The 12,510-nt window shown below is 43.7% G+C and carries 11 protein-coding genes; 7 read left to right on the top strand and 4 right to left on the bottom strand.

Going from position 1 to position 12,510, the window contains the following annotated elements; all coding sequences use genetic code 11:
• Positions 1–11 precede the first annotated feature (11 nt).
• The gene (locus FSC11_RS03650; protein WP_071321157.1) at positions 12–671 is read right to left on the bottom strand and encodes a hypothetical protein; all 660 of its coding nucleotides are present in this window, start codon (positions 669–671) and stop codon (positions 12–14) included.
• Positions 672–978: 307 nt separating this feature from the next.
• Here FSC11_RS03650 and pilG point away from each other — a divergent pair, with 307 nt between their 5' ends.
• The 6 genes from pilG to FSC11_RS03680 all read left to right on the top strand — a co-directional run bounded on the left by pilG (position 979) and on the right by FSC11_RS03680 (position 9,553).
• Positions 979–1,362 carry a twitching motility response regulator PilG gene (gene pilG / locus FSC11_RS03655; RefSeq protein WP_004814763.1) on the top strand — a complete coding sequence of 128 codons (384 nt, stop codon included), beginning with the start codon at positions 979–981 and terminating at the stop codon, positions 1,360–1,362.
• 30 nt (positions 1,363–1,392) lie between these two features.
• The gene (locus FSC11_RS03660) at positions 1,393–1,761 is read left to right on the top strand and encodes a response regulator (RefSeq protein ID WP_004814764.1); all 369 of its coding nucleotides are present in this window, start codon (positions 1,393–1,395) and stop codon (positions 1,759–1,761) included.
• Positions 1,762–1,766: 5 nt separating this feature from the next.
• Positions 1,767–2,303, top strand: coding sequence for a chemotaxis protein CheW (locus tag FSC11_RS03665; protein ID WP_004814765.1), 537 nt, complete (start codon positions 1,767–1,769; stop codon positions 2,301–2,303).
• A 44-nt stretch (positions 2,304–2,347) separates the two neighbouring features.
• Positions 2,348–4,420, top strand: a complete 2,073-nt coding sequence (locus FSC11_RS03670; RefSeq protein WP_163165237.1) for a methyl-accepting chemotaxis protein — start codon at positions 2,348–2,350, stop codon at positions 4,418–4,420.
• A 168-nt stretch (positions 4,421–4,588) separates the two neighbouring features.
• A complete protein-coding gene (locus FSC11_RS03675; RefSeq protein ID WP_163165239.1) occupies positions 4,589–9,088 on the top strand; it encodes a hybrid sensor histidine kinase/response regulator in 4,500 nt (1,499 codons plus the stop codon).
• A 3-nt stretch (positions 9,089–9,091) separates the two neighbouring features.
• Positions 9,092–9,553: a hypothetical protein gene (locus FSC11_RS03680; protein WP_163165240.1), complete on the top strand. Its 462-nt coding sequence runs from the start codon at positions 9,092–9,094 to the stop codon at positions 9,551–9,553.
• A gap of 73 nt (positions 9,554–9,626) precedes the next feature.
• Here FSC11_RS03680 and dapE read toward each other — a convergent pair whose 3' ends face one another.
• The 3 genes from dapE to FSC11_RS03695 form a co-directional block, all read right to left on the bottom strand.
• Positions 9,627–10,763 (bottom strand): succinyl-diaminopimelate desuccinylase, encoded by a 1,137-nt coding sequence (gene dapE / locus FSC11_RS03685; RefSeq protein ID WP_163165242.1) that lies wholly within the window; start codon positions 10,761–10,763, stop codon positions 9,627–9,629.
• A 124-nt stretch (positions 10,764–10,887) separates the two neighbouring features.
• Positions 10,888–11,037, bottom strand: coding sequence for an entericidin A/B family lipoprotein (locus FSC11_RS03690; RefSeq protein WP_004814773.1), 150 nt, complete (start codon positions 11,035–11,037; stop codon positions 10,888–10,890).
• Between the two features lie 138 nt (positions 11,038–11,175).
• On the bottom strand, positions 11,176–12,024 hold the full coding sequence (locus FSC11_RS03695) for a DUF1853 family protein (RefSeq protein WP_163165244.1): 849 nt from the start codon (positions 12,022–12,024) through the stop codon (positions 11,176–11,178).
• Between the two features lie 88 nt (positions 12,025–12,112).
• Between FSC11_RS03695 and FSC11_RS03700 the strand changes: the two genes are divergently transcribed.
• Positions 12,113–12,508 (top strand): YbaN family protein, encoded by a 396-nt coding sequence (locus FSC11_RS03700; protein ID WP_004891798.1) that lies wholly within the window; start codon positions 12,113–12,115, stop codon positions 12,506–12,508.
• Positions 12,509–12,510: the final 2 nt, after the last annotated feature.

Genomic DNA, 12,510 nt, shown 5'->3' on the forward strand with positions numbered 1-12,510 from the left:
GGAATAAAAGATTATTCAAGCGCTTTTAAACGCTGGATAATTCTGTCGTATTCTGCTTCCTGATTTCGATAGCGACTTTGTAAAGATTGAATATTTTCTTTTTGTGCAGTCAGGTTTTTTTCATTGGTAACTAAGGTTTTTTTTAGGTGCTCAGGTACATTTTTACCTTTACGCAGAAATTCACGTTCCTGACGTACAAACATAATCCGATCTTTTTGTAGCTGCTTAAGTTGCTCTTGTTGGAAAGCCATTTGCTTTTTCAGCTGAGAGAGTACTTCATTCTTTTTTTGTAATGCAATCTGACTATTATTATAGGCACGTTTTAACTTCTGGTCTTCTGCCTGTTGTCTGGCATGTGCTGCGCGTTGAGGTGCCTGACGAATATCTGCTTCAACATTATAAGGTTTGGCGCGCTGAATCACCTGCATATTCTGATCTAGGGCTTCATAGCCATAACGAATATGGTTGGGGGTCACGTTGCTGCTAATATTTGCTACCCCCTTATGATCATAATAACGATACCATTTTGCTTTTTGAGGCACGTTATTTGTTGTAGATGCATGGCTAATAGTCAACATGGTTTGCAGCATAAGTACCATTAAAACAGCAGTCTGCCTGATTATGGATTTTCTTTGACCCATATAAGCAGGTTTTTCCCCAAACTGGCGCATTATCGGCTCCGCGAAAAAAGTTTACTAATAAAGTTCTTTTAAAGTTGACTAAATTACTTAATTAGAAGTAATAATATTGGTATATTATTCCTAATTCCGACAATAAAAAACTATTACCACTCAAAAAAAAATCATTGAAACAGGGAAAGTGTGAAGTCGTTATTGAAATTATAATTTTTTGACTACTTGTGTAGAAAATGCTCGTTGATAATCTCTGGACAGGTATGTTAAAAATAATCGACACTTATATAAAATTCCGCTATAAGCCTGTGGTCGCTTATGGTTTCTGAATGGGAAGGGGTAAGAAATGGACGATAAATTCCAAAATCTAAAAGTGATGGTCATTGATGATTCAAAAACCATTCGTCGTACAGCAGAAACTCTTCTTCAGCGTGAAGGTTGTGAAGTCATTACCGCAGTAGACGGTTTTGAAGCATTGTCAAAAATTGCAGAAGCAAATCCCGACATCGTTTTTGTAGATATCATGATGCCTCGCCTTGATGGGTATCAGACTTGTGCCTTAATTAAAAACTCGCAAAGTTATCAGAACATTCCTGTTATTATGCTATCGAGTAAAGATGGTTTGTTCGATCAGGCCAAAGGCCGTGTGGTAGGTTCAGATGAATATCTCACCAAGCCATTTAGCAAAGATGAGTTGCTTACCGCAATCCGCAACCATATCAGTGCTTAATTTATTTGATTTTTTCTTGGGGAAATTGGCATGCCACGTATTCTAATCGTAGATGATTCACCGACCGAAACTTTTCGTTTCCGCGAAATTCTATCCAAGCACGGCTTTGACGTGATTGAAGCAGCAAATGGGGCTGATGGGGTGACCATGGCGCAGGCAGAATTGCCTGATCTGGTGTTAATGGATGTCGTCATGCCAGGGGTAAACGGTTTTCAGGCGACACGTCAGATCGCTCGTGGGGCAACAACCAAACATATTCCAATTGTCATTGTAAGTACCAAGGATCAGGCAACTGACCGTGTATGGGGTAAGCGTCAGGGTGCAGCAGATTATCTGACCAAACCTGTAGATGAAAATCAGTTAATTGATGTGATTAAGCAACACCTCAATGCAGGATAAGCGCTATGGCAGCGAATGGATTTATCGAACTGCTTCGGATTGCGAAACGGGGTAACAAAAACTACGTTTCCAATGACAACGAAGTCAACCGATGGTCAGGCATTGCTTTTGAAATGATGGGGCAATATTTTGTTGCTCCGCTCGGGGAAGTATCGGAAGTTATCTATCCGCCAAAATATACACCTGTTCCCAATACTCAGCCGTGGGTAGTGGGACTGGCAAATATTCGGGGCAGACTGCTTTCAGTCTCGGATCTGGCTCAATACATGTCTGGACATAGAAGCCAGTATTCACCTACTCAAAAAGTATTATGCATTAACCATAATGATCAGTATGTCGGCCTGGTTGTAGATCAGGTTTTGGGGATTCAACACTTTAATAAGAAAAGTTTCTTTTCTAAAACAACTGAATTAGACAAAAATTTACAGGAATATTGTCAGGGGTATTTCCACCAGCATAATCAGCAGTGGCATGTCTTTTTATTCAGTCGTTTGTTGCAAAATCCAAAATACATGAATGCATCTATAAAATTTATAAATTAATTGTCGCACGAAAGTAAAAGGGCGTAAATTCGGGGAGAAGCTTTATGGGCTTTAAGCTTAAGAAGAAAAATACAGGCGAGAGTAACAGCCGCAGCGGCGGTAATGCTTTTTTAGCCAAGATTCAATCACAAGCAGATCAGCTATCACGTGTATTTGGGGATAGTGAAAAGTCTAAGCCACTCATTTACGGAGCAATTGGCTGTCTCGTAGCTGCAACTATCACGCTGTTATACCTTTTCTATAGCGTTCCTCGTGCCAACGAACTTACACAAAGTTTGGGTGAATTGCGTCTACTTTCACAAACCATTTCGCGTCAAGCAACTGAAGCTACTGCTTCCGGTACGCCTGAGGCGATGAAGAATCTGACCGAATCACAGCAGTCATTTGCTGAAAATCTGGAAACAGTAAAAAGTATCCATTCGAATAATGAAGCCCTGCAAGCGGTAGACAAGCAATGGACTGAAGTATCTTCAAGTATTGACCTGATTTCTTCACAACAAAAAATCATTAACCAACTTTACGATACTAACATCGCGATTGGTGAAGCAATTCCAGGAATTCAGGCAGAATATAACTTGATGGTCGATCAGATGGCACGTCAGGACATGCCGTCGAACCAGGTGGTTATTGCCAAAAACCAGGTATTCATTGCAGAACGTATCTTGCGTTCGATCAGCTTGGTGTTAACCGGTACAGATGGTTCACGTGAGTCTGCAGATGACTTCAGTTCGGATACTGAAACATTCGGTGCTTACTTAAATGCACAGTTAGATGGTTCAGCACAACTGGGTGTACAACGTATTGATGATCCGAACTTACGTGAGTCATTAGAAGGTATTAAAGCTGAATATGATGATGTATTACAGTCAGCTGCATCTACAATTTTGAAAAACTCAGCGCAGATTGTAAAAGTACGTCAGGCATCTGCATCTATTTTTTCTCAATCTGACCAACTATTAGATAACCTGAACAAACTGTCAGGTGGTTCAACTTTAAAAACAGTTATTCCGGCAATTTTGTTACTTACCTTCCTGGCTGGCTTCATTGTTTGCGTATTCCGTTTGCTTTCATTACGTGGTGCATCGGATAAACAACGTGTAACTCGTCTACAAGAAGAATATGACCGTAACCAGAATGCGATTCTTCGTTTACTTGACGAAATTGCTGACCTTGCAGATGGTGACTTACGTTCATATGCAACGGTATCTGAAGACTTTACTGGTGCGATTGCTGACTCGATTAACTTCGCGATCGATCAATTACGTGACCTAGTATCGCGTATTACTGAAACATCTCAGGAAGTTGCACAATATACTGCAACTACTCAGAGCATTACCAACCAGTTAGCCGAAGCATCTGAACACCAGGCACAAGAGATTGCCGGTGCATCTGCAGCGATTAACGAAATGGCACTGTCGATTGACCAGGTATCTGCCAACGCCGAAGAGTCTGCTGTCGTTGCGGAACGTTCAGTACAAATTGCAGCAAATGGTGCAGACGTTGTACATCGTTCTATTGAGGGTATGGATACGATTCGTGAACAGATCCAGGAAACCTCTAAACGTATTAAACGTTTGGGTGAGTCTTCTCAAGAGATTGGTAACATCGTTGCACTGATTAACGATATTGCCGACCAGACCAACATCCTGGCATTGAACGCTGCAATTCAGGCGTCTATGGCGGGTGAAGCAGGCCGTGGTTTCGCCGTGGTTGCCGATGAAGTACAGCGTCTGGCAGAACGTTCTGCATCTGCGACCAAGCAGATTGAAGGTCTGGTAAAAACTATTCAGACCGATACCAACGAAGCTGTAATTTCGATGGAACAGACTACTGCCGAAGTTGTGCGTGGTGCGAACCTGTCTAAAGATGCCGGTGTGGCACTAGACGAGATTCAAACCGTATCGAATAACCTTGCAAAACTGATTGCGAACATTTCCGATGCAGCAAAACTTCAGGCTGCATCTGCGGGTCATATTGCAACGACGATGAACGTTGTACAGGAAATTACTTCACAAACAACGACTGCAACCTTCGATACGGCACGTTCGGTATCTGAACTTGCCAACATGGCCGATGCATTACGTGAATCTGTATCTGACTTTAAACTTCCAGAATAAGTCAGAAAAATTTGGGGGAAGGAGCGTGTCTTAATTCCGGTTAGGACACCTCCACATACAGATCAAGCCTCGACAAGATGTACTTAACTTCAAACGTTAGGTCTCGCGTGACGGTCACAATCAAGTTTGAGCGCCCTTCTTGGCGGCAGAACGTAAGAAGCCTTAGCTATGAAAGAAATATTAAAAGATCTAGTTGAAACAACAGCGCTTCCTGAAGATAGTTATCTTGATCAAGATGCTGAAATTTTAGAGATATTTGTCGAAGAGATTGAAGAAATCTTTGTCGAGTTAAATACTTTATTGCCACAGTGGTTTGCCACACCAGATCATCAAGAAACATTAACCACCATTCGCCGCCATTTCCATACGCTGAAAGGTTCGGGTCGTATGGTCGGTGCGAAGCAGGCGGGTGAAATTGCCTGGGCAGTTGAAGATACTTTGAACCGCGTACTTTCCGGTTCAATCAAATTAACGCCAGTCATTCAGAAGTTCGCGCAAGCAACTTTAAATATCTATCAATATGTATTGTATCCATGCTTTAAGCAGGTACAGCCATTAACCGTGGATTTACGTCCAGTCGTACTTTTAGGACAACAATTACAACAGCAATTGAGTCCAGAACCGGCACTTGAAGAATTATTGCTACTTGCGGACAATCTGAATGCTGAAGGTCAGCTAACAGGTCTTGAACTTGCGGATGCTGCAGAAGCAGATTCATCAGGAGTAGAGATTGCTGAAACTACTACCGCAGAACGAGTAGAAGTTGCTGAAGAACGTACTGACCTTGAAGAAACGGTGGCGATCTTTGTTGAAGAAGCCGAGGAACATCTTGCGACAATCCATGATTTCCTAAAACATGAAAATAGTGCCAAGCAAGACTATAATGGCCTGATTCGTGCATTGCATACCCTGCGTGGCAGCTCTTCTATGGCACAAATTGATGATATCTGTGAGGCCAGCGTTAAAGTAGAGAATTTATTTAAAACGCTGGTTCAGGATGAAATTGCTTCAACTTCCAAAGAAACAGCACTATTACAACAATATTCAGAATTTATCGGTGATTATTTACATCTATTGAAACAAGGTAACACTGAAAAGCTGGCAGGGATTTCTGCTACTTTTGAGGATGCCTGGGATGCCTATGGCTTTACTGTGACTGAAGAGCAGGATGCTGATCAATCTCAAGGTATGGTTACACGTCTGGTTGAACTGAATATTGATCAGTTACTGGATGCCGAATTTGAGTTTGATAAGCGGGTACTTGAAGAATATCCAGATTATATTGAAGCTTTAAGCCAGCAAGCCGCAGAGCTGATGGTACATACGGATAATCGTGCATCGATCGGTATTCATGAATTCGCATCCCAATTAAAAGCAGCTTATGATGCTTTGCTGGCGAGACCGGTCTTGCTTGAAAGTGATTATGCCTTCGAACTGTTTGCACAGGCACACCAGGAATTTATTCACCTGTTCGATACGCTCGCTGCAGGACAGCGGGTGATTTTGAATGCCGAAGTTGAAAAACTTCTGGCGGATCTGTCTGCCTTTGTACAGCAAGACATCGAAGTATTCGCTACAGACAAAGTTGTTGAAACTGCGGTATCTGCGCCAGTAGAGTCGGATATATCCATAGCAGTTGATTTTACTGGGCTCAGCCAGCGTATTGCAGCTGATCGTCAGCAGCAGGACGCTGAAGATGCCAACCGTGATTTCGATGAAGACTTGCTGGATATCTTCCTGGAAGAAGCAGATGAGTTGCTGGCAGGCATTGATGAAGACCTGAATACCTGGTCCAAAGAACCTGAAAATACCCACTCATTGAACAATCTGATGCGTTATTTGCATACCCTGAAGGGGGGTGCAAACATGATTGCTGCCACGCATATCGGTTCGATTGCACATGAGCTGGAAAGTATTTATGAGCGCGTGATCCGTCAGCAGATTACCGTAACACCTGCATTGATCCAGATTATCCGACTGGTACAGGATAACGTGTCAGACCGTATCCAGAGTATTCGTGATAATAAGATTGATTATCCGGCACCTGAAGCTATTCATATGCTGCAAAATATCCAGGCACTTGTGACTGGAACAGCTACTGCAACTCCGGTAGCTGCTGTTGAGAAGGTAGAAGCAGAGACTTCTGTAGAACTAGAAATTATTGACGATGCATCGGAATCTGCTGAGATCGTTGTGGAATCACAAGCGCTTGAGCGAGTAGACGGCTTTGAAACTGAATCTGTTCCTGCATCAGATGAGCAAATTCAGGAAGATCAGTCAGGCGAAACACTTACTGCTGAGTCAGCTGAATCTATGCTTGCTGATGAAGATGATCTACAATCGATTGTTGAAGAAACCTTCCTGGAAGAATCGCAAGAGATTCTGGAAAATGCAGAAAAATTACTGAACCAATGGTTCGATCAGCGAAGTGACCGTAGCTTATTGCTGCAACTTCAGCGTGCTGCCCACAGTATCAAGGGTGGCGCCCGCATGATCAGCAATGAAAGCATCGCAAGTATTGCTTATGGTCTGGAAAGTGCATTTGAACAGTTTGCTGTTCATCATTTTAACTCCAATGCCTATGACAGTCTGCTGCAAAAGACCCTGAAATGGCTGGGTCAAGCCATTTTTGATCATGATTACAATGGTTTTGAGCAAATCAAAGCAGCGCTGGATGCGATTGAGTTTGTAGATGTCACTGCACAGCTACCTGAACGTCTGACCAAAACTGAAAGTCTGGAAGTTACAACTGGCTTCGAGTTTGTTCAGGGTGATGGTACTGAACCACCAAATATGATGGGTGAGTGGGCTGAGAACACCTCAAGCGATAGTAGTAACGAGATGATCCGTATTTCAGCCGAACTGGTCGAGAAGATGATTGACCTGTCAGGCGAAAATGCAATTAACCGTTCGCGTATCGAGATGGATCTGGGACAGCTCGGCAATACCTTAAATGAGATGGAACTGGCGATCAAACGTCTGGCTGATCAGCTGCGCCGTATGGAAGGCGAGCTGGAGTCTCAGATTATTGCCAAACATGGCTCAGAAAACTCACGCTATGCTGACTTCGACCCCTTGGAGATGGACCAATATTCATCCCTGAACCAGTTATCTAAATCTCTTGCTGAATCTGCATCGGACTTGGTCGACTTTAAGACCACGCTCGCGGAAAAAATCCGTGATACCGAAGGTTTGCTATTGCAACAATCGCGTATCCAGGCTGAGATTCAGGAAAGTCTGATGCGTACCCGTCTGGTACCATTTGACCGTATGTTGCCACGTTTACAACGTATTGTGCGTCAAACTTCGACCACACTGAACCGTCCGGCAGAGCTGATTGTTCAGAATACCGAAGGTGAACTCGACCGTACCATTCTGGAACGTCTGGTAAACCCATTTGAGCACATGCTACGTAACGCGATTGACCATGGTCTGGAAGATACTGCAGAACGGCTTGCGCTGAATAAGCCAGAAGTCGGTTCAATTGTCCTGAACATTAGCCGTCAGGGTACCGATGTCATTATCTCCTTTAGTGATGATGGTAAGGGGATTGATGCGGAGAGTATTCGTGCTAAAGCCATCAGTCTGGACTTGATCAAAGCGGAACAGCAGGTGGATCAGGAAGAATTGCTGCAATTCATCTTCCATCCAGGTTTCAGTACGGCTAAAGCAGTCACCCAGATTTCGGGTCGAGGTGTTGGTCTGGACGTGGTACAAAGCGAAATCAAAACGCTGGGCGGTCACGTTTCGGTAAATTCTGAACTGGGCAAAGGCACGACCTTTACGATTCGCGTACCGACCACTGTGGCCGTCAGTGATGCCTTAATGGTGAAAGCGGGTGACCAGCAATTTGCCATTTCTCTGGCACAGATTGACCGTATTGTCCGTATTGCACCAGCAACACTGGAAACTTACTTCAACAGTAAGGATGATTACTTCAAGATTGATGGTGTGAACTACAAGCTGCGCTATCTGTCTGAGTTTGTCTCTAATCAGCCAATTCCACGTTTGAACAATGTCGCGCATTCATTACCAGTACTCCTTATCAAGGGTAATGGTGGTCAAAGTATCGCTTTGCTGGTGGATCAATTAGTTGGCTCACGTGCACAGATCGTAGTGAAACCGATTGGACAGCAGTTTGCCAGTGTAGGTGTGATTGCAGGGGCAACCATTCTTGGTGATGGTCAGGTCTGTCTGATTCTGGATGGTCAGAATATTGCCCGTCAGGTTCAGGCGACTCAGCGTATCAAACAGTTATCTGATCAGCAGGATCTGTCGCGTCGTGGTAATGCACGTCGTCTGGTCATGATTGTCGATGACTCGGTAACTGTACGTAAGGTAACGTCACGTCTGTTAGAGCGTCAGGGTTATGATATTGTCACTGCCAAAGATGGTGTCGACGCGATTGAACAGTTGGAAAATGTCCGTCCAGACCTGATGTTGCTGGATATTGAAATGCCACGTATGGATGGTTTCGAAGTAACTAACCTGGTTCGCCATCATGATATTCACCGCAACTTGCCAATTATCATGATCACCTCACGTACTGGGGAGAAGCATCGTGAGCGTGCCTTCAGTCTGGGTGTAACACACTATATGGGTAAACCGTTCCAGGAAGCGGAGCTGCTTGCCAATGTTCAAGAATTAATTGCTGCTCAACAGGGGTAATGAATGAATAGTCAGACTAATGTGAACGCAGTGTCGGCCGATAAAATCAGCCAGCAGGAGCTACAGCATCTCATTACCGTATCTACGGGATTTATTGATGCGTATATCATCGACTGTCATAGCAAGGATCCGATGTTGCTGCCGCAGAACATTGTTCTATCAGCGCTGGATAGTGCTACACAGGTAAAAACTGTAGAGTGGCATGATGCACAACTTCCAGTTTATGCAGTGAATGATCCAGACCGTAAGAATGGTGTAGCATTAGTCATTGAAGGGGATGAAGCGAATCAGCGTTTTGCCCTGATGTGCAATGAAATGCCCAAGACCATCCGTTTACGTATTTCGGAAATTGTCGATGATGAACGCGAAGTGACAGATCCGACGATTTTCCAGTATGTACGTATGGGCGAGGCGATGTACCATATTCCCCAGATGGCACATATTCAGTCCTTGGTCGGCCATTAAGCTATATAGATCTAAGAATATAAAAAAGGAACTCAACGGAGTTCCTTTTTTATTTGGAGCTTTTCAATCTGGCTTAGTTTGCCAACAGATTGATCAGGATTTTTTCGTAAATTTCAGCCAGTGGTTCCAGATCTGCAATATCGACATGCTCATTGATCTGGTGGATGGTGGCATTTAATACGCCTAGCTCAAGGACTTGAGCACCGGTAGGGGCAATGAAACGGCCATCTGAAGTACCTCCAGAAGTTGACAGTTCGGTTTCAGTACCAGTGACATCACGGATCGCATCTTTAGCAGCATTCACCAGTTCACCGACTGGTGTCAGGAATGGCAGGCCAGATAAAGTCCACTGAATGTCATATTCCACACCATGACGATCCAGAACTTCTAAAGTGCGTGCTTTTAATTCGTCAGCAGTCACTTCAGTGGAATAACGCCAGTTGCACAGCAAATTCATTGTGCCTGGAACAACGTTGGTTGCACCTGTGCCAGCATTGATATTGGAAATCTGGAAAGAGGTTGCCGGGAAGTATTCGTTGCCATTATCCCAAACAGTTTCACAGAGTTCAGCGATGGCTTTAGATGCAGTATGAATTGGATTCACAGCAAGATGTGGATAGGCCACATGACCTTGTTTACCTTTGACAGTCAGGTTGGCATTCAATGAGCCACGACGGCCGTTTTTAACAATATCACCAAGTTTATTGGTACTAGATGGTTCACCTACCAGACACCAGGTAATTTTCTCATTACGCGCTTCTAAGGCCTCAATGATTTTTACCGTACCATTGATTGATGGACCTTCTTCATCAGAAGTGATCAGGTAAGCAATTGAACCTTTATGATCTGGATATTTTTCTACAAAGCGCTCAGTAGCAACGACCATGGCTGCCAATGCAGTTTTCATATCTGCACTGCCGCGACCATAAAGTTTACCATCACGGATTTCTGGCAGGAACGGGTCAGAGTTCCAGGCATCCAGGTTGCCGGTTGGCACTACATCTGTATGACCTGCAAAACAGAACACCGGGCCTTCCGTCCCTTTGCGCGCCCAAATATTATCGACATCTTCAAAACGCATGTTTTCGATGTTGAAGCCTACCTTTTTCAGGCGTTCTGCCATGATGTTCTGGCAATCATGATCGACTGGAGTAACGGAAGGCTGACGTAACAGTTGCAGGCTTAAATCGAGAGTTGCGGAAGATGTCATATGCGATTCATTCATAAATCAAGAATATTGTGTGCACTATGATAGGCGAAGATGCAGTAACTTGTGAATCACAGACATAAAAAAACCCTGACAAGCGCAGGGTTCTTTTACTAAGGCAATAAGATTAGTTGCGGCGAATTTCATCAGAAGTTTTTTCTGCTGTACCAGTCACGGCTTCACCCGCTTTAGACACATCTTTACCAACGCCTTTCACAGTATTACAACCTGTAAGTACAAATGCCAAGATTAAAGAAGTTGCAAGAATTTTTTTCATCATCATCTCCGTGTTATCAATAATAAAATTATTATGATGTGGAAGTTAGATTAGAAAATATACGAAAGAAAAAATATATGGTTTTCATAGTGCTTGCGTAAATTAATGTAATAGTTATCAAATTTTTCAGTAAATATCCTAGATCAGTGTCGGGACACGGAACATATAGAAATCTCCGCTGAGTGCCGATTTATATAAGCCATTAGTCCACCACTGTGGATAGTCACTGCTCATATGCCGGTTTGGATAGATCCATTCATGTCGTTGCAAACGATAAAAGCCTTGTTCCCGGTCTGGAATCTGATAGCCCCAGCTGCCCAAACGCCGTCCTGTATTCACCCAGTCTGGAATAGGCGCGGTATGGTGAATCGGTAAAAAAAGTTGACCTTTCAATATGCAGAAACGCTGATCAATTGGGTAATCCAGCGCATCCTGAAACTGGAACTGCTTTTGGGTGAAATGCTTCAGCTTGCGATTCAAGGTATCGCTTCGGTTTAATCCATACCAATGCGGCAAGCTAAAGTCTGCTTCAGCCAGATAATATTTTAAAGCAATTTCCCAGTGTTCGATTTTTCCGGTGATTTTATTGAACAACAGAAAATCAAGTTCACCTAAGGTTTTGGGTCCATCAATCTTCTGAATACTATGTCCAAGCAGGGTATAGGGATGATAGCCCTTATCCAGCAGCCAGAACCAGATCAGCATTTCAAAACGCAGTCCAAGACGAGTACTTTTGAGTTGTGCAACAAAGTTTTCCAAAGCCTGTGGATTTTGATCCAGTTCTAAAAGTCGTGGATGATAATTTTCCAGATGCTGTTGCCACATCTGATCTGGATGCAAGTCAAAGGCATGCTCTAGTTCAAGTTCGTCAGGCACCTGAGAAAGGATATTTGGACTGCCAACAGCGAATGCCAGCTGACGTACCAGTGGATGCTGATACTGTTGCCACGGTGCAATAAAATCCTGAGTCAGGCAGGGTACAGGCATGAAGAGTCCTAGCTAAATATGCAGAAATACAACGGATAAGAATCAAAAACACCTTATACTACCCCAATTCCGTGGTTAGGGTTGCTGTATGAAAGTGTTGTTTTGGCGAAGTCTAGTGGTCATTTTTGTGACATTGGGCTTTATAGGTGCAATTTTGCCTGGCATGCCAACAACGGTTTTCTTGATTCTGGCCACATGGGCTGCCTCTAAAGGCTGGCCGCAGATGGATGAATGGCTGCTGAATCACCCTAAATATGGACAGACTTTACGCGACTGGCGTGCCAATCGGACCGTGCCGCGTAAAGCCAAATGGTTTGCTAGTATCATGATGCTGGTTAGCGGGATTATCATGTTATTTACCAATGCACCGCTGGCTGTCAAAATCTTTACTGATCTGACCATGCTGATCGTGGCAATCTGGTTATGGTGCCGCCCGGAACCCAAGCCAATCTCTGAAAAGCATATACCGTCTGAAAGGGAATAAAT

The sequence above is a fragment of the Acinetobacter schindleri genome, from assembly GCF_010918895.1.
Taxonomy (GTDB): domain Bacteria; phylum Pseudomonadota; class Gammaproteobacteria; order Pseudomonadales; family Moraxellaceae; genus Acinetobacter; species Acinetobacter schindleri.

What these genes read in the sequence shown, in the direction of transcription:
- FSC11_RS03650 (WP_071321157.1), bottom strand. Translation starts at nt 671, where the DNA reads ATGCGCCAGTTTGGGGAAAAACCTGCTTATATGGGTCAAAGAAAATCC.
- pilG (WP_004814763.1), top strand. Translation starts at nt 979, where the DNA reads ATGGACGATAAATTCCAAAATCTAAAAGTGATGGTCATTGATGATTCA.
- FSC11_RS03660 (WP_004814764.1), top strand. Translation starts at nt 1,393, where the DNA reads ATGCCACGTATTCTAATCGTAGATGATTCACCGACCGAAACTTTTCGT.
- FSC11_RS03665 (WP_004814765.1), top strand. Translation starts at nt 1,767, where the DNA reads ATGGCAGCGAATGGATTTATCGAACTGCTTCGGATTGCGAAACGGGGT.
- FSC11_RS03670 (WP_163165237.1), top strand. Translation starts at nt 2,348, where the DNA reads ATGGGCTTTAAGCTTAAGAAGAAAAATACAGGCGAGAGTAACAGCCGC.
- FSC11_RS03675 (WP_163165239.1), top strand. Translation starts at nt 4,589, where the DNA reads ATGAAAGAAATATTAAAAGATCTAGTTGAAACAACAGCGCTTCCTGAA.
- FSC11_RS03680 (WP_163165240.1), top strand. Translation starts at nt 9,092, where the DNA reads ATGAATAGTCAGACTAATGTGAACGCAGTGTCGGCCGATAAAATCAGC.
- dapE (WP_163165242.1), bottom strand. Translation starts at nt 10,763, where the DNA reads ATGACATCTTCCGCAACTCTCGATTTAAGCCTGCAACTGTTACGTCAG.
- FSC11_RS03690 (WP_004814773.1), bottom strand. Translation starts at nt 11,037, where the DNA reads ATGAAAAAAATTCTTGCAACTTCTTTAATCTTGGCATTTGTACTTACA.
- FSC11_RS03695 (WP_163165244.1), bottom strand. Translation starts at nt 12,024, where the DNA reads ATGCCTGTACCCTGCCTGACTCAGGATTTTATTGCACCGTGGCAACAG.
- FSC11_RS03700 (WP_004891798.1), top strand. Translation starts at nt 12,113, where the DNA reads ATGAAAGTGTTGTTTTGGCGAAGTCTAGTGGTCATTTTTGTGACATTG.